This window comes from Croceitalea rosinachiae, from assembly GCF_031846445.1.
Taxonomy (GTDB): Bacteria; Bacteroidota; Bacteroidia; order Flavobacteriales; family Flavobacteriaceae; genus Croceitalea; species Croceitalea rosinachiae.
This window is the reverse complement of sequence record NZ_JAVRHR010000001.1, coordinates 615,368-637,146: the sequence shown is the minus strand read 5'-3', so window position 1 is coordinate 637,146 and position 21,779 is coordinate 615,368. Positions and strand designations below refer to the sequence as shown.

General features: G+C 36.1%; 17 protein-coding genes. All 17 read right to left on the bottom strand.

From position 1 onward, the window contains the following. Positions 1-32 precede the first annotated feature (32 nt). The gene (locus RM706_RS02900) at positions 33-872 is read right to left on the bottom strand and encodes a hypothetical protein (RefSeq protein ID WP_311349520.1); all 840 of its coding nucleotides are present in this window, start codon (positions 870-872) and stop codon (positions 33-35) included. Between the two features lie 68 nt (positions 873-940). Next, positions 941-1,741, bottom strand: a complete 801-nt coding sequence (locus RM706_RS02895; RefSeq protein ID WP_311349519.1) for a sterol desaturase family protein — start codon at positions 1,739-1,741, stop codon at positions 941-943. Positions 1,742-1,757: 16 nt separating this feature from the next. Further along, positions 1,758-2,489: a hypothetical protein gene (locus RM706_RS02890; protein WP_311349518.1), complete on the bottom strand. Its 732-nt coding sequence runs from the start codon at positions 2,487-2,489 to the stop codon at positions 1,758-1,760. A gap of 15 nt (positions 2,490-2,504) precedes the next feature. Continuing rightward, positions 2,505-3,413, bottom strand: coding sequence for a zinc metalloprotease (locus RM706_RS02885; protein WP_311349517.1), 909 nt, complete (start codon positions 3,411-3,413; stop codon positions 2,505-2,507). Between the two features lie 268 nt (positions 3,414-3,681). Next, complete coding sequence (locus RM706_RS02880) at positions 3,682-6,813, bottom strand: efflux RND transporter permease subunit (RefSeq protein WP_311349516.1); 3,132 nt, start codon at positions 6,811-6,813, stop codon at positions 3,682-3,684. Positions 6,814-6,818: 5 nt separating this feature from the next. Beyond that, positions 6,819-7,922, bottom strand: coding sequence for an efflux RND transporter periplasmic adaptor subunit (locus RM706_RS02875; RefSeq protein ID WP_311349515.1), 1,104 nt, complete (start codon positions 7,920-7,922; stop codon positions 6,819-6,821). 12 nt (positions 7,923-7,934) lie between these two features. After that, positions 7,935-10,331 carry a TolC family protein gene (locus tag RM706_RS02870; protein WP_311349514.1) on the bottom strand — a complete coding sequence of 799 codons (2,397 nt, stop codon included), beginning with the start codon at positions 10,329-10,331 and terminating at the stop codon, positions 7,935-7,937. 40 nt (positions 10,332-10,371) lie between these two features. Further along, on the bottom strand, positions 10,372-11,082 hold the full coding sequence (locus RM706_RS02865; protein ID WP_311349513.1) for an outer membrane beta-barrel protein: 711 nt from the start codon (positions 11,080-11,082) through the stop codon (positions 10,372-10,374). A gap of 185 nt (positions 11,083-11,267) precedes the next feature. Next, a complete protein-coding gene (locus tag RM706_RS02860; RefSeq protein WP_311349512.1) occupies positions 11,268-12,470 on the bottom strand; it encodes a hypothetical protein in 1,203 nt (400 codons plus the stop codon). 191 nt (positions 12,471-12,661) lie between these two features. Further along, positions 12,662-12,829, bottom strand: coding sequence for a hypothetical protein (locus tag RM706_RS02855; RefSeq protein WP_311349511.1), 168 nt, complete (start codon positions 12,827-12,829; stop codon positions 12,662-12,664). A 160-nt stretch (positions 12,830-12,989) separates the two neighbouring features. Beyond that, a complete protein-coding gene (locus RM706_RS02850; RefSeq protein WP_311349510.1) occupies positions 12,990-13,745 on the bottom strand; it encodes a LytR/AlgR family response regulator transcription factor in 756 nt (251 codons plus the stop codon). After that, positions 13,742-14,749 (bottom strand): sensor histidine kinase, encoded by a 1,008-nt coding sequence (locus RM706_RS02845; RefSeq protein WP_311349509.1) that lies wholly within the window; start codon positions 14,747-14,749, stop codon positions 13,742-13,744. The genes RM706_RS02850 and RM706_RS02845 overlap by 4 nt, the downstream gene beginning before the upstream one ends. Before the next feature lie 41 nt (positions 14,750-14,790). Continuing rightward, positions 14,791-15,165, bottom strand: coding sequence for a hypothetical protein (locus RM706_RS02840; protein WP_311349508.1), 375 nt, complete (start codon positions 15,163-15,165; stop codon positions 14,791-14,793). 14 nt (positions 15,166-15,179) lie between these two features. After that, positions 15,180-15,734: a DUF6515 family protein gene (locus tag RM706_RS02835; protein ID WP_311349507.1), complete on the bottom strand. Its 555-nt coding sequence runs from the start codon at positions 15,732-15,734 to the stop codon at positions 15,180-15,182. Positions 15,735-15,875: 141 nt separating this feature from the next. Further along, entirely contained in the window at positions 15,876-17,246 is a 1,371-nt protein-coding gene (locus RM706_RS02830; RefSeq protein WP_311349506.1) for an aldehyde dehydrogenase, read from the bottom strand. 121 nt (positions 17,247-17,367) lie between these two features. Beyond that, the gene (locus RM706_RS02825; RefSeq protein WP_311349505.1) at positions 17,368-20,844 is read right to left on the bottom strand and encodes a M1 family aminopeptidase; all 3,477 of its coding nucleotides are present in this window, start codon (positions 20,842-20,844) and stop codon (positions 17,368-17,370) included. A 12-nt stretch (positions 20,845-20,856) separates the two neighbouring features. Then, the gene (locus RM706_RS02820; protein WP_311349504.1) at positions 20,857-21,735 is read right to left on the bottom strand and encodes an ABC transporter ATP-binding protein; all 879 of its coding nucleotides are present in this window, start codon (positions 21,733-21,735) and stop codon (positions 20,857-20,859) included. Between the last annotated feature and the right edge of the window lie 44 nt (positions 21,736-21,779).

Here is a 21,779-nt window from a genome sequence, read left to right as displayed (position 1 = left end):
TATTACCTAATACATACTATACTTGGATTGTTTTACCATCTACTCTTAATCTCAATCTGTGTTTTTGGGTTTTTATCACCTCTAGGGTCTATGGTTACATTTTTATTAACTTTTAACTTAAGTGGAGTTCCTGATTCTATCAAGCACAAATCAATGTTATTATCATTATCTTCCAAATCTGCAAATAAAAAGGGGGTAACTATTAGTGTATCCGCTTCTTGAACTAGGGTGACTTCAAAGTCGTTTAGTTCATTTAGACCGAGTTCATCACCATTTGTAGCTCGAACACCCCCTGACCAAACCGCTTTTACCACTAGTTGAGTTTCTTCCAAAGGACAATCACAACCTCTCCCTTCTTCTATATAAGGATAGTCTTGGTCAAAGGTGAAATATTCCGCATAGCTTAAAATAGGCCCCTCTTCCAACGGAATTACTTTTATGGTTTGTCCCTTAAAATTAAATCCTGTTCTACTCATTAAATCACCAATAATTGTAACTGAAACGGGCGGATTATCAGGATGATTACCATATTCCCCAATCAGCAAGACCGTTCTAAGTTCAAATTCTTCATTGGCCGGCAATAAGGTGGCGTATTCAACTTGAAAAACTTGTCCACTTTGAGTGGTCACCTGAAAATCACTGCTCTCCAATGTACTTGGATCAAGCTCATGGGAGAAAACCAAAGGCATTCCGTCTTGATCTGGAGCATCCTTATACAACAGTCTTGACCGTTGGTTTAATGCATTGTCCAAACCAAAAAAAGCGGTAAGTATTTTTGGTTCCCTTTTTTTATCAATTTCAGGAATTGTAGTAGATAGTATAGGTTCTCGCCTTGCCCTATTACAGCCCAAAAAAACTTGTATTGTAATCACTATTAATAGGGTTAGTTGAAGGAACCTAAAGTCCGATACCTTTCCAATTGGACGGTTATTATTCATCCCTAGGATTTTTGCTCTTTGATTCGTTGCTTTTCGCGTTTCCAGTTGCCTTTTAGGTATTGAATGATGGGCAAGAAATTTACTTTAATGGGATTATTGCTAAAAAAACCAGTGGTTACGCCATAATTTACCTTTTCGGTTTCGGCTTGATAAGTGCCAAAAATTCTATCGAAAATAATGAGAGCTCCACCATAATTTTTATCAATATAAATTTCATTGGAACCATGATGTACCCTATGGGCAGAAGGGGTATTGAAAAACAGACCTTCTAGAAGGCCTAGTTTTTTAATCGCTTCGGTATGCAAAAAGTATTGAAAGAAGAGCCCTAGGGCAACACAAATTAGCAATACATCTCCTGAAAAACCTATCACTACAAAGGGTAGATAAAATAAAGGACTCACAAAGGCCCCAATCCAATTCAACCGGACGGCAGTAGTCAAATTCATTTTCATACTCGAGTGGTGTGTGTGATGAAGTGTCCACAGCAAAGGGGTTTCATGGCTTAACCGATGATACCAGTAGAACCCAAATTCAGCAATGAAAAATGTTAGGATTACAGTAAATACATTGATGGGAATATTAAAAATCTGAAACTGACTTATCCAATCAAATACCATATATTTCCAGCCCAGTGAGACAGGTTTCATAATGTTATTGCCGATAAAAATGCCAAAGTTTCCTAGACTTTCTTTAAGGTTAAAAACAGATTTCTTTTTAACATTTGCCCAGACTATTTCAACCAATAATGCCACTAAAACGAAACCAGCAAAAAAGAACTGGATATTGTATACATCAGTTTTCATTCAAATCGCATTTAGATTAAAGTGGCGTTACCTCACCTGTATTCAAATCAATCTCATATTGCTCACCTGTAGAAAAAGTAGCAATGCATATATTATTTTCTTGAAAAACTATGTTTCCTTCATAATTATATGGTTCATATACAGTACTCATACCATCGAGTAAAAAAGTTGAAGTGCCGTCAAAGATTATACCGTCGTCTTTGTTTGCTTTTACATTGTTATATACAAATGATGTATTTGTGGTATCTGTATGATTGTCTTCATTATTATAGGTCCACTCACCACCTCTTGAATAACTACCGTTATAAATTAGTTCAGTTGATGTAGCTTCTGCCCCAGTAATTAACCAGTCACCATTTATACTATGGTCTGTATCTAAAGGATTTGAAGTTGTGGTTTGATCTGCTGAAAAGTTATAAGAGATGGTTTCCTCTCCTCCGGAACAAGCCAATGAATAGCTTTCGGAAATAGTGTAAGAAACCGTTATTTCTCCATTATTGGATGTTTCGGTATCCGACCTTATTTCGCTTTCTGACTCATCACAATCCAAAATGTCGACTATTTGGTCAGATACATAATCCATATTGCTTACGGCGCCATAGGTAGCCACCGCCATTGATGCAGCGACTAGCTCAGCAGCATCGTCAACAGAAATTACGGTATTGGAATTGTCATCATCATCTGAACAGCTCGTGAAAATTGATAATAACATTACAAAAGCAAGTGTTTTCCTTTCAAATTGTTTCATTTCTTATGTTTTAAATTAATTGTACAGGGTATTTCTTCGAGGACTGTTTTCCAATACTTGAATCATCCTATCTTTTTGGTCTTGAGTGAAAATGCTCATGCATTGATCTTCCGTATAATCCATGTAGTTCTCAATCATATCTTGTGTACCACAAGACACATGTGTTTCACAGCTATAATTGGGCTCATCAGAAATTGGCGTGTCATCGCAAAAATCATCTACAGTACAGTCACCATCACCCCAAATATGTCGTAAGCCTATCCAATGTCCAACTTCGTGCGTAGCTGTTCTTCCTAAATTATAAGTCTCGTTCAAATCAGGGAAATTCCCTTTTTCTCCACTACCAAAATATTTATAGCCCACCACAATACCATCAGTTTGTGCACTACCTTCATCTTCATTTAATCCCATTAATCCAGAGTTGGAAGGAAATTGTGCATAGCCCAGCAAATTCCTACCCACGAATCCTCCGAAATTCACTGTCCAAATATTGAAGTATCGGTTTGGGTCCCAAATTGTTGCTGGCTTTAGTTGAGAATCTACGGAGGTAGACAAACCCGTAGGCCATATAATCCTACCGCCATCATAACGATCAATCCCTGGTTCTGCAAGCACATTTCCGTTAGGATCTGTCGTTGCCAGGTAAAATTCAATCTCCGTGTCTACTCCATCGGAATTAAACCCATTTGTACCCGAGATTCTTCTAAAATCTTCATTAAGCACCTCAATTTGCGATTGCACCTGTGCTTGGGAAATATTTGGTCCGTTACCTACCTCTTCTCCGTTATGTACTACATGTACTATAACCGGAATTCGATAAATAAAAGGTTCTGCATTAGTTTGAGTTTCATCGTCTTCCGAACAGCCAGCTAAAAGGACTAGTATGCCTAAAACCGTTAAGAGTCGAATTTCATATTTTTTCATGTCTTCTTATGTTTGTTCTTTTTAAAATGGAACTTACAATCCATTTTGTATCTAATCATGAACAATAAGAATCAGCCACTTATATGAATCAAAATTAGGGTGATATATAGCGTGTAACCGCGGAAAATATATGAAACAGCCAAATTTCAAAGTGAAGTGTCCATTGTCGAATTTAAAGAGCGACAAGCTAACTTATAATGTTGAATTCAAAGTCTGATTCCACTACCGTTTTACTTTGACTAAAAGGCAAATGCGACTATCGAAATATCTAAGTGGCTGAGCTATTTTTTTGAATACTCTTCTCTAAATTCAAATGAGAATTTGTTTGTGTGATAAATTTATTTTTAAAAAGAACCTTATAAATAACGGGCACGAAAATGAGAAGGATTATGGTAGCAAAGAGCAGTCCGAAAATCACACTTATTGCCATAGGTGACCATAGTTCGCCGCCCCCGGTCCATAAAGGTATCATACCACAAGATGTGGTAAGTGTGGTCAATAAAATTGGGCTAAATCTATCGTTTGCTGCTTTCTTTATACCCTCTTCAAGTGATTTGCCTGTGGTTAACTCCGTATTTATTTTGTCCACCAGAACAATGGCATCATTTATTATAATACCTGCCAAAGAAATAATACCCAAAAAGGCAGTGAAACTAAAAAAAGTGCCGGTTGCCAATAAGCCAAATGAAACACCTATAATAGCAAGCGGAATCGTGGAAAGTATTATTACTGAATTACGAAATGAGTTGAACTGTAATACCAATAGAATGATAATGATGGCAAATGAAATAGGCAACTGCTCCGCAATTGCACCCATGGCGTCATTGCCACTTTCAGCATCACCACCTAATTCATAATTGTAACCTGATTTCCATGTTTTGCTTTGTTCTGACAACCAAGGTTCAAGTTCTTTGATGATCTCTGAAGAAAGTGCATTTTCCTTTATTTGCGATTCAATGGTTATGGAACGTTTCAAATCCCTCCTCAGAATTTTAGCAAATACCCATTCTAAAGAAATATTGGCCACTTGTGTCAAAGGAGCATTTACTCCTGTAATTTGGGAGTATACCGCAATCGTTTCCAATGATTCAAAGTTGATGGTTTCATTGTTGTTGTTTTCCAAAACAATGGGGATGGTATTTTCATTTTCCCGGTAGTCCCCAACATTGTATCCAGACAAGGCCGTATTGAGTGATAATGCCACATCTTGGTTTGTCAATCCTGCTCTGGCAAGTTTGCCCTCATCAATATCAATAAATACCTTTTTTATTTTGGGCCCCCAATTGTCGCCTATGTTTTTAGTGCCTTTGATTTGAGTTAGCTTCTTCTTTATATTTTCTGAAATTTCAAATAATTCTTTTGGGTCATCACCAAAAACACGAATTTCGATAGGTGTATCCGACGCCCCTGGACCGGCAAGTCTTTTTACTTTAACATTGGCGTCTGAAAGATTATCTTGAACAAATCGATCTAGTTTGTTTATCACTGGCTGGTTGGCCTCACCAGCGTTTGTATTTATGAGCATATACGCATAAGACGAATTGGGCTGATCTTGGGAGTACCCCAAGTCATATGATTTTGGTCCCTCGCCAATGTATGAAGACCAACTTTCAACACCTAATGTCAAATCATCGTTTATGAGCAAACTATCTTTTATAAACTTCTCAATTTTAGCAATTTGGGCATCTGTCTCCTCAATTTTAGTGCCCAAGGGCAAGTCCAATTCCAATGTAACCAATTGGCGATCACTGGGAGGCATAAAAATGCTTGGGACTTTTGTAAAGCCAAATACTGCAATCACGAAAAGAACACCTATGGTAATCAAAACAAACACTGGCCTATTTAGGGTCTTATTAAGCAGTGTATTGTAAGACCCCCTTAAACTATCAAAGATGGTCTTATGTTCAGAATCATGTTTTTTCACTTTAAGGAGAACGGTGCCTAAAAGCGGTATTATGGTAAAGGCAATTAGCCAGGAAGAAAGTAAGGTGATGGTTATGACTTTAAATATATTTCCCATTATTTCCCCCATAATGGACTGTGCCAAGTAGAATGACATAAAGGCTGCGCATGTGGTTAATGAGGATATGAGCAAAGGCAGCATAAACTCTTTACAAGAATTAACAGCAGCTTGAAATTTTGTTTGCCCGGCCTCCAGTTTTTCTATAAGGGATTCAATCATGACAATCCCGTTATCCACCAAAAGGCCCAAGGCCATGATTAGGGATGCCAAAGTAACTTGATTTAGGCCCACGTTAAACAGGCTCATTATCCAAAATGCCATAATAATGGAGCAGGGAATGATACTTGCAATGGCGATACCTGCCCGCCAACCCAAAACCAAGAGTACGACCAAAAGAACAATGACAATACTTTGAAAAAGGTTCTTTACAAAAACTGAAATTTTTTGCTGAACATCAATGTCTTGGGAAGCTATTCGCATGGCCTTTAAACCAAGGGGCAACTCTTTATTGAAATCGACTAAAATAGCATCGATGTCTTCCCCTAGATTTATAATATTTGAATTGTCCTTAAGGGATACGTATAATGCCAATGCGTCTTGACCGTTTATCCTAACAATATTCTTTTTTGGGGTTTGATATGATCTTTTTACCGTTGCTATATCGCCAAGGGGCAACATCTCATTATTACGGATTGGAATCAATAGGTTTTTCAATGCGTTTATAGATTCAAAACTCCCCGATGTCTCCACCGTAATCATTTCTTTGGCAAGTGAAATCTCACCAGATGGAATGATGATGTTACTTTGAGTTATCGCTCTTTCTATCTGGCTTGCTGAAATACCCAGTTTGGCCAGATTTGAATCTTCATAATCTATATAAACCTGCTCTTCGGTTTCCCCTCCTATAACCACTTTTGCAGCGTCATCTATGGTAATGAGCCTATTTCTTAACCTTTCGGCGTATTCTTGAATTTCGGCATATTCAAAATTGTCGGACTGGATACCGACAAAAATTCCATATACCTTTCCAATATCTTCATCCTTTAAATCTGGGCCAAAAATATTATCAGGTAGGTCGTTTTGGATGGTCTCAATTTTCCTTCTGGACAAATCCCAGATGTCTTTAATCCTATCAGCACTTACATCATCGCTTAGTTTTATTTGGATGACAGAAAGTCCGGTTCTATTCGTGCTGGCAATGGTCTCAACTTCAGGAATCTCTTGGATTACTTTTTCTATTTTATCCGTAACAAGGGCTTCAACACGCTCTGGTGTTGCCCCAGGAAATTTGGTTACAATTGATGCCGCACGTACCGTGAATGGCGGCATACTGTCCCTTGATAAATTTTGATATTCTACCAAACCCAGTATCAAGATGATAAATAGACACAGTACGGTAACTCTGTTGTTTTTGAATATAATACCTGTAAGATTCATTTAATTCAATTTTTGAATAGTTGCACCTTCATGCCCTCGTACAAATCGTTCAAACCCGCAATTGCGATGTAATCCATTTGATTTAAACCGGAAACGATAATGAAGTAATCCCCTGAGATGTCACCAATTTTTACTGTTTTTTTTGTCACTTGGTAGGTTCCATTTTCAAGTGGAACCATTTGATACACGTAATTACGGGTATCATCTTGCCTAACGGCTTCTATAGGCACAACAAGACTATTATTTTGAGACGCTGATCCAATATCAAAGATTACTGTAGCTGAAAGCCCTGGGCGCAAGTTCTCTGCCCCATTTTCAATATCAACAAGTATTGGAAACGAGGCTCCTTTTGCAGCATATCCGATTTCTGAAATCGTGCCCTTTTTCTCTTCGTTGTTTATGAGCAATAACACCTCGCTTTCAAGCTCAACCTCATTAATGTAATTTTCCGGTAATGAAACTTTTACTTGAAAATTGCCATCATCCGAATCTATAGTGATGATATTACCACCGGCATTTACTACCTCGTTTTGTTCTGCATTCACGCTTGAAACAATGCCGGTATTTGGTGCTACAATCTTTGCATAGTTGTACTGAGATCTTTGTAGGCTTAAAGACTGTAGGTTTGATTCGTAAGCTGCACTCGCTTGGGCATAATTGTTTCTGGCATTTTCCAAATCGCTCAAAGAAGCCCCTTCTGATTGGTACAACCTTTTTGTTCGTTCCAAAGTGGATTCTGCCGTTTCCATCTGTATTTTAGAACTTCGCACGGCCTCATTTATCTGCTGTACGCTTAAATCTATCTCCCTGGTGTCCAATTGTGCCAGCAATTCTCCTTTTTTGACTTTCATTCCTACTTTAGCATTCATGGTGGTTATGATACCACCCATTCTAAAACTAAGGTTGGTTGTTGATGAGGATTGGGTTTCCCCATTAAAGGATTTTTGTTTCTGGCCGTTAGCATAATCAATGACCGCGTATTTTACCTTTTTCAAAGGTTCTTCAGTTTCTTTGGTTTGATTGTTTTTGCAGCTTACCAATACCATTAGACAGCAGGTCAATATCGCGATGACCCGGTTTATTAGTGTAGTCTTTATACTTAATGTCATGATATTTATAGTCTAATTATTACTAAATTGATTTATGCTTTTTTCAAATTTCTCCTTCTCTTCCAAGGTTGCCAAAGCACTAAAGAAACCAATGCTATTTTCGAGCTCGGCGAAAGCCAAAACGAAATTGTAGATTGAATTGATGTAACTAAGTTTCGCACTTAAAGATGCATTTTGAGCATCTAAAAATTGAATAAGGGAAATAGTGCTTTCAAAATATAATTCTCTGGCTATTTCAAAATTCTTCTGAGCGTTTTCTGAAGACTCTTCAGAGAGTAAAATGTTAGTCTGGCCGGTTATGAGATTCGCAACGCTATTCTGTATGTTCAGTTGTAAATTGTTGAGTAACTCATCTTTTTGGAGTGAAAGCTGCTCCGTCTGAATAGTGGTCTGTTGTCGTCGTATATTTTTTCTGTTGCCCTCAAACAATGGGTAAGAAACCGACACACCAACGCTCCAGAAGGAATCTATAAAATTGCTCAACTCACTAGTTGGCTCAGAGGCTACACCCCCTCTTTGAAGCACTTCAGATTGACTTAGCCCCATAGTAATATCGGGTAGGTAAAATGCCCTGTTGTTCGATTTTTTCTGACGTTCCAATGCCTTTATGGAGTATTCCAATTGCTGGGCACTGGGAAAGTTTTCGATGGCATATTGATAAAGATATTGGGTTATCTTTCTTATATCTTTTAGATTTTGTGCTTCGCCAAGTAAGGGGTAAATTTCGTAGTAATTGAATAAATCCGTTTCTAAGGTTACGTCTTCTATGTCGAATTCATCTTCCAAGGTATTATTTAAAAAAGTGTTCAAACTTGCCTTGGAAATGATTAAAGCAGTTTTTGCCTCAATTAGGTTTTGGGTGGCGTTGGCCACTTCGGATTTCCATCGGTAAACATCTGAGTTGTTTTTCGACCCTATTTCTGATTGTAATTCAGCCAGTTCCAAATTCTTTTTCAGAACATCAAGATTTTCCTGTTGAATGTTTACGTTTGATTTGGCAAAAAGAATGTTCAGGTATAGTTGAAAAGTTTGAAATATGGCATTGTTAATTTCTTGTTTGGTGGCGTACTTCTGAGCTTCATTTAGCAATTTTTGAATCTTAATATTGGCTAGTACGGGTTCCGAAAAGATAAGTTGTGATACTGTGGCCGTTTGATTTAAAGAACGTTCAGACTGCCCCACAAATTCATTGGTAGCTTCCTCATTTATGCGCGAAGCCTGTAGCCCTAAATTTAGTGTCGGTAAATAATTTGACTTTGCCTCTTTTATTTCTTGTTCGGTTAGGTCGATGTCTTTATAACTGACCTGTATTCCCAAGCTCACATTAATTGTTTTCTGAAGAATATCGGCGAGGCTATAGGTGTTTGTTTTAAAAATTTCATTCGTGTTTATCAAATTCGCCGTGAACAAGGTTTGAAAGCCAGGTGCAAAGCCGATGGCCTTGCTGGTTTCCATATTAAAATAAAGTTGTGTTTTTTGTCCTATGGCCACTGCTAAATCCTTTGCATTTATCCCATTTCTGATGTCATCGATCATTAAACCCAATTTTCTATAAATTGCTGTAGCATCCTTATCTGATGAAACACCCATTAATATGCCAGCTTCGACGTATTTTTTTAAGGGTGAGTATGATGGTATGTTGTTTGATTTTAAGTGAGCTATTATTTTCTCTATCCCTTGATCGGACATTTCTCGGGTTATGCCTAAAAAAGCAGCATCTGAATCCTTTGGAATGTTTTTAAGCGAATTTGTTATTTCATTAGCTATAGGTACTGGGTAGACCATGCAATTAAACCGATTTGATAGTGCAGAAAGTTGTGCTTTCAAATCACTTATTGAAGAAGAATCAACAGCTTTTTGGTAAAAAAGCAGGCTTAATTTTTTAAATTGATTAACTTCATAGAACTGCTCTAATTCTTGTTCTAAAGTCCTGCTCGTAAGGATGTAACTAAAATTATTTATACCCGATGTTCCCTTGGCAGTAAGCGGAATATTACTAACGGACGTAGTGCTTATGCCCAACGCTATAGTTGGCGTATCAATCACATTTTTTGCAAGGATGGTTTTCGTGCTTTTTGAACCGATCAATACGATAACATCACAATTTTTCGTCAATTGGTCATAAGCATCGATTATTCTAGAACTGTCATAGTCTGTGAAGATTATATGGCTATCGGGAATTATCAATTTGACGGAACCACCAACAGTCTTTGCGACCTCTTGAGACATGTTGTCTTTTACGTTGGCATATCTAACCTCATTGTACTCGTAGTCTAAAATGACCCCAATCCTCAATTCTTGGGCTATTCCATAATTAAAAAAACTAAGTCCAATCAATGCCAATAGTAGAAATCTGAATTTTTTACTAATTGTACATACATTAGAATGTATAGTGTGTGGGTTTTTCATGGATTTCGTATAATGGTTTCTTACCTTGTTAGAGCTCGGGTTAATAGAACTTGTAGGCTAAGGATATTCCTAAATTGAACGATTGCACGACAACATTGTAATTGCCGTTCACTACAATATTGTCAGCAACGGTGGTAACATCGCTAATGGTCGCTATTCCCCCACTGAATGTAAAAGTTGGCATTAGTGCCAATCGTTTCCCCAAGTTGCTTGTTAAGCCTATACCAAACTCGTATCCCAAACCAAATCCAGATTCAGCACTTCTGATGAAATTTTGTGTTATTGCGGGATCGGGCGAGCTAACATTGATACTAGGATTGTTGACAAGCATTGGACCAATTCCGATACGAGGAAAAATGGCAAATTTCTTGTAAACATTGATTTTATAGGCGGCCCCAACGAGTAGGGAATACACTTGCCAACTATCAGTGTCGGCAGAAAAATTGGCATTTGGCGTTTCCGTATTGAATTCGTTGACCAAATCCTCAATTTTAGTGTCGAATGTTTGGTACCTGAAAGTTCCTGTGAGTGTTATTTTATCATTTAAAAAATATCCGCCGAATAAATCAAGCTTCGTACCATTCTTAGCAAAACCTGCATCAGGATTGCTTATATCCGCCTCCTTAAAATCACCTAACGTAAACGCCGAACCAACGGAAGCCCCAATATAAAAAGAGACATCTTGGTTAGTTTGAGCAAAAATGGATTGAAACGCTGTTAAAAGTGTAAGTGAGAACAAAAGCTGCTTCATAGCTATTAACTTGTATTAATTTTTATGGTGAAAGTTTGTTGGTTTGGAATTAAAATTATCGTAATATGATTTTAAGTAACTGATATACAGTTGTTTATTTTTAGTACAAGCCAAAAATAGTACTCATAAAATGGCGTAATTCCAAAAAGAAAGTGAACCGTCCAAAATGTTCATTGAAACGACTTCTACCTGAAACTGAACCCTATTCCTACATTAAAGTTGTAGCCTGTAAATCCGGAAATAGAACCGATGTTATCCTTAAAGTTGGAAGCTGTATATTTAAAATTGCTCGATAAAAAAACCACGCCCCCGAGCCTATAATTGGTTCCCAATGTTAAGCCCATATAAAAGCTTCTATCCCTTCCCTCGGAAATATCACTAGTTGTACTTATACCCAAATTAGTTATAGTCACACTACCTGTGCCGCCCTCTGCCCTTACGCTTAGCCTTCCGCCTTTAACATCGCCATAAATGCTCCATTTTTTTCTAGAAAAGGGAATATATCTGGCGCCAATACCAAGTTTCAAAACGGCAAAACCGTTTCCAGAACCATTTACGGATATTCCATTAGAATTTGTGGTCTGTTCTTTGGAACTCATAAAACCTAAACTTAGCAACCCGCCTATTTTATTTGTGAACATATGACCAGAGGTCAGGTGCCATATGGAGTTCACTTCATTGATATCTACAAGTGTTTCTTCATCAAAATCGGTTACAAACCCATTATCCATAAAATGGTTGCCATATGTCAGTGATATGAAGTAGGTACTTTCCCAATTATGCAATTGACTTATAACCTTATAGTCTTCTCTTTGTCTCTCAGACTCTTTTATGGTGGCAGGTTCGTAATTTATTACGGTTCTTAGCTCATGACCTTGATTGCTCCCTGATACAACGAAGGGGGTATTACAACCCAATAAACCACTAGTTTCTGGAACGATAATTTTTGCTATGTCACCATGCAAATCATCAAGCCATTCGCAGCTAAAGGGCACTTCATTATATTGAAATTCGATACTTAACGTATTTCTATTAAAAAAATCCCTGTTGTAGCTATCTTCAATTAATGCTTTCAGGAATTTTAAATTCTGTTTTTCTTTCCTAAAATCAGGAAACTTCAGGTAGTAATGAATGGATTGGTCTTTACGTTCAATTCCATCCATAGAAATTGTATTGGATTGGACGGTTTCAAAAAGATTATTTTCCTCATCTACTATGATAAACTTTGCCTTGTGATTGGGTAAGTTTTTGAAAGTAGAGGGCATCTTGAATAGGGGATAGTATATGACATCATTTTCGTTAAAAGAGAACATTCTTTTTTCTTGGCCGTATGTGACAACTAAAAGATTGGTAATTAAGATAAATGAGAAAAGCAACTTGGTTTTCATTCTTGGCAATTATGGACTAGCTAAAATTTTCCAGCCAAATCTAAAGACTACCATAAAATGAGCCTGGTAATAGAAAGTGAAGCAACCAAATATGGATGTGAGACGTCTAGCTAGTATTCTTGGATAAAAAAACAATAAGCTATACTACAATCTACCAGTGCGGTAAAACTATAATGACCTAAACGGATACTTTACCCAATACTTTTTAAGGCTCTTTGTTTTCGCCAACCAATAAAGCCAATAGTGCCAATAACCAAGACTGCCAAAATGGGTAAGGCAGGTTTGAGCACGGTAACCAACGATTTTATGTTCACCTCCTTTTCTGCAGAATAGCCCTTTGGCTTTTCAATTACACCCACCCTCTTTTCGGATGCTTAGTATTCTGACAACATCTTTTGGGGAAATACTTGTTCTTGGGAAGCTAAAATATTGATTTTGACAGGATCATTTAATCATTAAAATTAGCATCACAGCTAACACTCTAAGGTGACGCAACCAACTTTTTTAGATATTTTAATTTCAACTTATCCATTGCTTCAGTCGAGGAGCTTTTATTTTACTCACGATAACTTGTTCACTTGGCTTAGGATTTAAATTCAAGATTAACTTTCCATTGAAATACAGTTGCAGGTTTTCAATAGCTTTTCGGTGCACGATAAATTGTCTGTTGACCCTGAAGAATTGATCTGGATTTAGTTCTGACTCTATGTGCTCCAGCTTTTCGTCAATAATAAATTCATTGTTATCAAAGGAAATAGCCTTTACTATTCCAGTTTCAATGGTGAAATACGCAATTTCATCTACGCCCAGAGGTACTAGGGTGTCGCGTTGATGAACTAAATATGTGGACTTATATTTCTTCTTTTCGATTTGTAGAATTTGCAGCATCTCCTGAAACTGTTGGTTTGCAGGGACTGACTGCTGAGTCCTATTGTACTTGACCAAAGCTTCCCTTAACTCATCCTTATCAATAGGTTTTAACAAATAGTCAATGCTATTTACTTTGAAGGCTTTAAGGGCATATTCGTCGTATGCCGTAGTAAAAACAATTGGAACATTGATTTGGACTTGTTTAAAAATCTCAAACGATATACCATCTGCCAGATGAATGTCAAAAAAAGCCAATTCGGCAGTGTTCTCTTTTGAAAAATAGTCTATAGCACCAGAAACCGTTTCGATAATATCATCAATTTGAATTGCTGCATCCACTTCTGATAAGAGAAACTTCAAATTTTCTGCAGCGGCCTTTTCATCCTCTATAATAACCACTCTCATACTAACGGAATTTTTACCACAAAATGTTCGTCATCTCTTGAAATTTCAATTTCCTGACTCATATGCAACTGGAATCTGGTATTTAGGTTGCTCAAGCCGGTATTGGTACTTTCTACATGCCCTTTTCTGCTCTGTAATCTGTTTTTTACAACCAAATGGTTGTCCTCATCATAGACTTCAGCATACAATGGTTTGTCGGTTGAAATTTCATTGTGTTTGACTGCGTTTTCCATTAGCAATTGTAGGGCCAGGGTAGGAACCTTTCTCTGAAATAGTTCTTCTTTTATATTGATATTTACAATAAAATTGTCTCTGTACCGCTCCTTGATGAGATGAATATAGCTTTCCAAAAACTTCAATTCCTCTTTCACGGTCAATAAATCCTGGTCCTTGCTTTGAAGTATATATCTGTACAAAAAAGATAGTTTGTTAATGAAAACCCCCGCTGCTTTTGGATTCTCCCTAACCAATAAGCTCAACGAATTAAGGGAATTGAATAAAAAGTGGGGGTTCACCTGATTCTTTAAGGCTGCCAGTTCATTTTGCAAACTTTTTCTCTTTAATCTCTCTTTTTCAATGGCATCAAGTTTTGATTGATTGTTAAGTAGAATCGTCCTACTAATGACCAATAACATGATTGTAACAAAGAGGTAAATAAATCTATTTAGTCGCGGGGAGATGGTATATGCTTCGATACTATAAATAAAATTATTTACCAATTCAAAAGACAGTAACCACAATCCTAAAATCAACAGCGTGAGCATAATTGAGGTCAAATTCCGATACTTAGCACTAATTACTCGCAACCATTTAAGATTTAGTTTCAGCACCACATAACAGAAACTAAAAAGCATGGAGATTCTAAAAACCGTATCCGTAAAGGATACTTCCATTAAACCCATTAATCCATGCTCTTCAATTCCAAACAAAAAAACTATCCTTGGTATGTTTACCAATAGCGAGAAGCTTATAGCTATAATAAGGATGAGTTTATTTGTATTCATAAGTAAAAAACCCTAGTCACAAGTCTTTTTATTAAAGTAATCTAATTATTCCTTTGTTCTTTCATTTTTTGCTGCATCTCTTCTTGAGTTGCCAAGTATGTCGTATACTGTTCTTCTGAAAGTAGGGCCTGCATTTCCTTATTTCGATCCTTACTGATGGATTTGAACTCTTTGTACTTGGAAAGGCGTCCTTTGCTACTTTCTTTTAACACCATAAGTTGTTTCCCGTATCTTTTGGTAATTTCTTCAAAATTTGGTTGTTGTGAATCAGATAGATTCAACTTTTCTATATATACTTCAAGCTGCGCTTCCATTTGGGCTTTTTGCTCCTCGGTCAATTCTTTTTCTTGCGCCACTGCAGTTGTGCCAACTAGTGTAATCACCATTAACACTAAAATATGCTTTATTCTTTTCATCATTTTTTTATTTATTATGCTTCAATTCCACCAACTACTTTGTACCCTTTCCCTCCGACGGTTTTAACTTTTTGGTACAGGGTCTCGTTATATTGATAATAGGTCTCACCATCAATTTTTACTTTTTCCGCTTCATTGGGTAAATCATAGACAATGGCATTTAATGGAGGTTCAACGATTTTATACTGCCTATCCTCTTGAACATAGAAATTTCCACTATAGTAGAAGTAAATATCAGTGCCAACTACCACTTGTTTATAACCTTCGGGCAGTGATTCAACCGTAATGCCCACTGGTGGGTTAACTAAGATATAAGATCCATTATAATACCTATAATACAATCCTCCATAATAGTGGTATCGCAATCCACCATAATTCATTACCACTGCCCTCGAAGGTAATGTTCTTACTACCCCAACACTGGGAGCTGGACGCGTATATACTACCCTGGGCGCTGTTCTTACCACCCTTCCTGGTGTTTTTACGACCACTCTTTGGGCATTTAAATTTTCGGACACAAAGAAAAATCCTATTATACTTATCACAAAAACTGATTTTAATGCTTTCATTTTTTCTAATTTACATTTGATAAACCAAAGATAAATTTACAAGTGGCGTAGTTTTCGAATAGTAAAGTGAAACGACTAAACTAACTAATGAAATGGCTAATATCTAAGACTGAAACATGAATCGATTTTAAGCCGAAGACTTTAAAACAAATGTTTCATTTTCTTAACCAGTTTTAAGGGTAGTTTATAAGGAGGGTAGCGTAAAGGAATATCTATCCAAGTCGGCTTTTTCATGATGGACTTTTTATGTGAGAATAAATCAAATGAATTTTTACCATGGTAACCACCAATTCCTGAACTTCCCACACCTCCAAAAGGCAAATTCTTATTGGTGATTTGCATAACAGTGTCATTGATAATACCACCACCAAAAGGGAACCTTTTTACAATTCTTTTTTGAAATTTTTTACTGTTAGAAAAGATGTACAAACCTAATGGTTCTCCATATATTTTTAGATTCTCAGCAATATCACCTTCCGAATCATAGGATATAATAGGAAGCAAAGGCCCAAAAATTTCATCTTGCATAATTTTGCTGTCGGAGTGTGGTTCGTCAATTAATGTTGGACCAATATATCGGCTATCATCATTATAATCTCCACCAAAAATGAGTTTCTGGCCTTCGATCATTGTTTTTAGTTTCTGATAATGCTGAACTGTTGCAATTCTGCCAAAATCAGAAGTTTTCTGAATGTTTTTGCCATAAGCTTTTGTAATGTGCTTTGTTAGTTCTTGGACCAATTTATCTTTAATATTTCGGTGTGCCAGTATATAATCCGTAGCAATGCAGGTTTGCCCAGCATTTAAAAATTTCCCCCAAACAATTCGTTTTGCTGCTAATTTTATATTTGCAGTTTCATCCACAATACATGGATTTTTTCCACTTAATTCTAATGTTACCGGTGTCAAATGTTCAGCAGCTTTTTGATACACAATTTTTCCTACTCGAGTGCTACCAGTAAAGAAAATGTAGTTCCATTTTTCGTTTAAAAGCTGTTGAGAAGCTTCAATCCCACCTTCAATTACGGTAATATACTTTTTTGAAAAAGATTTTTCGATGATTTCTGCCAATATTCGAGAAGAATTTGGTGTCATTTCCGAGGGTTTTATAACTACGGTATTGCCGGCCGCAATTGCACCAATTAAGGGAGATAAAGAAAGTAGAAAAGGATAGTTCCAAGGTGAAATGATCAGGACATTTCCATAGGGTTCAGAATAGATATAATCTGCGGATGGAAAATTCACCAAATTGGATGGTACTCGTTTGGGCAGACTCCAATTTTCAATATTTTTAAGCGCAAATTTTAGCTCCGAAAGCACCATCTGTGTCTCCGTTGCCAATGTCTCAAACCTTGGTTTTTTAAAATCCGCATAGAGTGCTTCACAAATGTCATTTTCTTTTGCAACTAATATCTTTTGAAGTCTTTTAAGGGCCTCTTTTCTTGTTTTTACGTTTTTGGTTTCTCCTGAATTGAAAAATTCTTTTTGCTTATGTAAAATATCTTGCGTCATACTTGTAAGAATTCTATGGTCAGGCAAAATAGTGAAAGTTAATTTAGTGCAGGTACATTGCCCTCTATTGTCTACAACAGTTCAGAAAAACAAACTGTAGTTAATGAATGCATTTAATTACTTAGAACTCGAAAATATTATTCTTAATATTTTTATCGATGGTCAAAATATTAGGATCCAAAATGATTTTCGAACATTCCTTTTCAAGTTTAAAAACGAGTTCGTTTTTTTTGCTGGTTATCAACACCTTCTCTAGCAAAATCAATTTTTCATTGGCATCATAAAATCCGATTTCTATAAAATCGCATAATGAATGTTCTTTTTGAGAGTTTTGCCCACGGTATTTTGACATTTCAAATTGAACCAAAACTTGTTTTTCTTCATTTTTCTCAGCATGAACGATACTTAAATTATTAAAGGTCACTGTCTCAAATAAATCTTCAATAATATACTGTAAAGAATCTGGAGTTACTTTTTTAAACCTTTCAACCAATTGTAAAGAAGTGGGATAAGGGGCATTTTTATTTTTGAATTCGTCAAAAAATTCTTTTAAGGTTAAATGTGTTTTTTGTTTTCCAATATGATGGCTCAAAGCATTGAATGCAATTGCCCCTTTACCGTAAGAAAGGTATTGTTGTGTGCTTTGAACATGAGTTAATGGAGATTCTTTGATAGTTGTGCTGGTTCTGCCATATAGATATCGCTCTCGCTGTTTTTTTAAAAAGCGAAGTGCTTTTTCGTGTCCAAAAGATTTTCTAAAAATATTTAAGGTTAAATATTCTGTTATACTTTCTGATAGCATTACAGCTCCTTTGGCATTGGCAGGGCTTAATTGATTTCCCCACCAATAATGGGTCATCTCATGTGCTAACGTATAAAATGCCAAATCAATGGCGCTATTTTTAGAATTGCCAATAAATCGCATTTCAGAAGTGGGAATGCAGTTTGAAAATGCAGTGGCATATGATCCCATGTGCATTGGAAACTCAACAATATTGGTTTCCTTAAACCCATAATCTCCAAAGTTTTTGGAATTGAATTCTATTGATGCTTTTACACCCTCTATCATATTATCAATATTATAATGGTGAGTTTTATGATAAAAAGTATTTAGGTTTTTATCGGTTTTTAGTTCATAATCTCCTGAGCTAAAACTATATGAATTACGAATCTTTTGATCGCTTTTATATTGAAAGTAATGGCGTTTTTCAAAAACCCAATCTTTTACAAGATTCCCAGGTGCTATAGCTATTTGCCCTTCGGAAGTAGATATTAAAGCGTTAAAGGAAACCATATCGGCCCCTTGAGTATAATAACTTGTTGATAGCGAAATACTATCAGAAGGGCTTGCAGAATCATCATTTAAGAAATAACCAAATCTTGGGAGGATGTCATTTTTAAAGAAAGTGCCGTTCTGTTCCACTCTTGATTTATTATTGAAAGTGGTTCTGTTTACACCTTTTAACGAAAAAGTAAAGAACAAACTGTCTTTGGGTAGCATAGGTTGTTTTAGTTTTAGCGCGTAGAACTTTACATAGTCATCCTTTTTGATGATATTGAATGGGGTGTTTATGTCAAAAGTAGTGGTCTCGTTGAATCCGTTTTTGATCAGTAAAGTATCAATGAATTGTTCTGAGTTGTTGACCAGCAAGAATTTTCCTTCAATTTGAAGCGCACCGTTTTTAGGGTAGATAGCTACCTGAAGGTCAACTTTGGTAATCTGTGGTTGAATAAAAATACTCTTGAATTGATTAAAATTGTTCTTAAATTTTTCAAAACTTTCATTTTGCTCGCTTGTGCTAACTGATTGACTTTTCCATTCTTCATTTTTAATCCTAAGTCCAAAAAGAAAAAGACAGGTAAGACAACAGACAAGTGCGATTTTGGCACCACGTCCAAAAAACTTTTTTTTAGTGAATCTACTTAAGAATGAATCATACCAACCTCTTTGCCAAAAAAGATAAGTGGGCACCATAAGTGCCAAACCAAAAAATAGCCAATAGCATTTTTGAAGAAAGTATGCTTTTAGCGTATTTTGATAGCCAGAAATATCAGAGTAAGCAATCGGCTCAGAAAAATTGAACAATAGCAATCTTTCAGTAACACCCAGTTGTTGTATTCCAGAAACCCCTAGCCAAACTAGAATGAGCAAGAATATCCCTAAAAACAGATTGCCAATTACGGTATGAACAAAAAGAGAGATAAGCGCCCAAATTAATAGTGCCGAAAATTGAACCACGAAAAGATGAAAAAGATAGATGCCTATTTGAAAATCGCAAAAGCCATTGTACAATTGAATAAGTATCCCGGCGACCATCATAATAAACAAGAGAATGATTTGCATTTTCATTATCGCCAATAGTTTGGAGAAAACAAAAACCCAATTTTTAGATGGTGTTGCATCTATCAATTGATTCATTCCAGAAACCTTGCCTCTATTTATCAGCATGCCACTATAAATAAATGTCAAGAGCATAACTATGGTAGTGTAGAAAAATGCTGGTAAGGTAATTACAACACCAGTCACGGGTAAAATCGCAATTTCTTGAGCATTTGTAACCCTGCCAACAATAAAAACAAGCACTAATAAACCTAGCAAAAGAATACAATAAAAAATCCAGCTTTTAGCAATTAACAATAAGTCAGCAATTGATAGTGCCCAACTTTTTTTCAATTGAGAAGTCAAATTGAAATTATACGATACTTGAATAAGAGCTGACTTGTTGTTATGGATTGATTTGTGTGCTATTGAACTATTGGGTTTAATTCTTGGTAAAAATGAATTTAAACTGGAATACTGAGAGAGCATGAATTTTTTCACTGTAAAATAAAAAGTGATAGTAGCCACGAAAAACCAGAACAATCTATTATAAGCAATAAGCCCAAAAACTGGAATTGACGAATGATTTTGCTCCTGTATTGTCCAAAACCTCGAAATAAAGTTCACAGTGTTTTCGCCAAAAGGATCAAATAGGCCAATTAAAATTCCATTTCCATCAAATACGTTCTCAGTAATGCTTTGACCAAGAAAGAGAAGGATTACTGTGATAAAACCAGCATAGATATTTCTTGATAACAGTGTAATGCAGAAGACAATAACTCCATAAAATAATAGGTTAGGTAGCGTGAATAAAAAAAAGGCTTTAAGGTATGGAAGCCATCTAAAATCTGCTAGTCTTTCTTTTTGGAGTCCGGGAATATGCTCACCAATTACAAATGCAATATAAATGGTCGAGGCAATTAGAATTGTTATGGTAAGACTACTAAAAAATTTTGCTAAGATGTACTGCCATTTTTTTAATGGATAGCTATAAAGTATGGAGTGGGTATTGTTCTTAAAATCATTATTGATGCTGGCACCTATAATAGCTGGAAGTAAGAACATTAAAAGCTTGTTAAAATAATGTATGGTCTTGTTTACTTCCAATGGGGAATTCACCAACTTATGCAAACCACCATTTTTGATTGGTTCATCAAATAAGCCTGCGCTGCCTACAAAAGCTATAAAAGCGATGGAAAAAAATGTAATTCCATAGAAATACAGAATAGGTTTTTTTAACCAATTTTTGAACTCAAAAAAGAAGATGTTTAGAAACATAGTTTGTCTTGTTTATTGTTTCTTGTTTGGGTTTAGGGATAAGAAATAAACATCTTCAAGATTGGCGGTTGCATGCACAAAACCATCTTCTGGTTCGTTATTGGCGTAAATTCTGATATTCATAGAATTATCTGCATTAAATCCTGAAGAAAGCAGATGGTAGTTTTCTTGATATCGCTCGATAGCATCGGTGGCAATATTTTTTGTCCAAACCTTATTGGTTATCTTTTTTATGAGTTGTTTAGGAGTATTGTGTTTTAGAATTTCTCCTTTATTTATAATGGCCATATCATTACAGAGTTCACTAACATCATCAACGATATGGGTCGAGAATATGACTGTATTCTCTGAACCGACTTCCCTTAATACATTTAAAAAACGGTTGCGTTCTCCAGGGTCAAGACCTGCAGTGGGTTCGTCAACAATAATTAATTTTGGATTGTTCAATAATAATTGGGCAATACCAAAACGTTGTTTCATTCCGCCCGAATAACCGCTAACACTTTTTTTTCTGACTTCAAAAAGATTGGTAAGCTCCAAAACATGTTGTACTATTTTTTGACGTTCACCTTTTGATGAAATACCTTTTAATAGTCCAAAATAATCTAGCAACTTCTCTGCAGATATTTTTGGATATACACCAAAAGATTGTGGGAGGTATCCAAGAATTTTTTGTAGCTCAATCGGAGTATTAAGAACTGAAATCCCCTCAAAGTTTAAAAAACCAGAATCGGGCATTTGAAGAGTAGCCATTATCCGCATTAAAGTGGATTTGCCGGCTCCATTTGGGCCTAAAAGACCGAACATCCCTTTTCCAATGTTAATATTTACATTGTTTAGTGCACAAGTTCCATTCTTATAGGTTTTGCTAAGGTTTTGTATTTCTAACATATTTTAATTTTTACAGAGGTCCTTTTTTAGTTTTTGTATTTCCT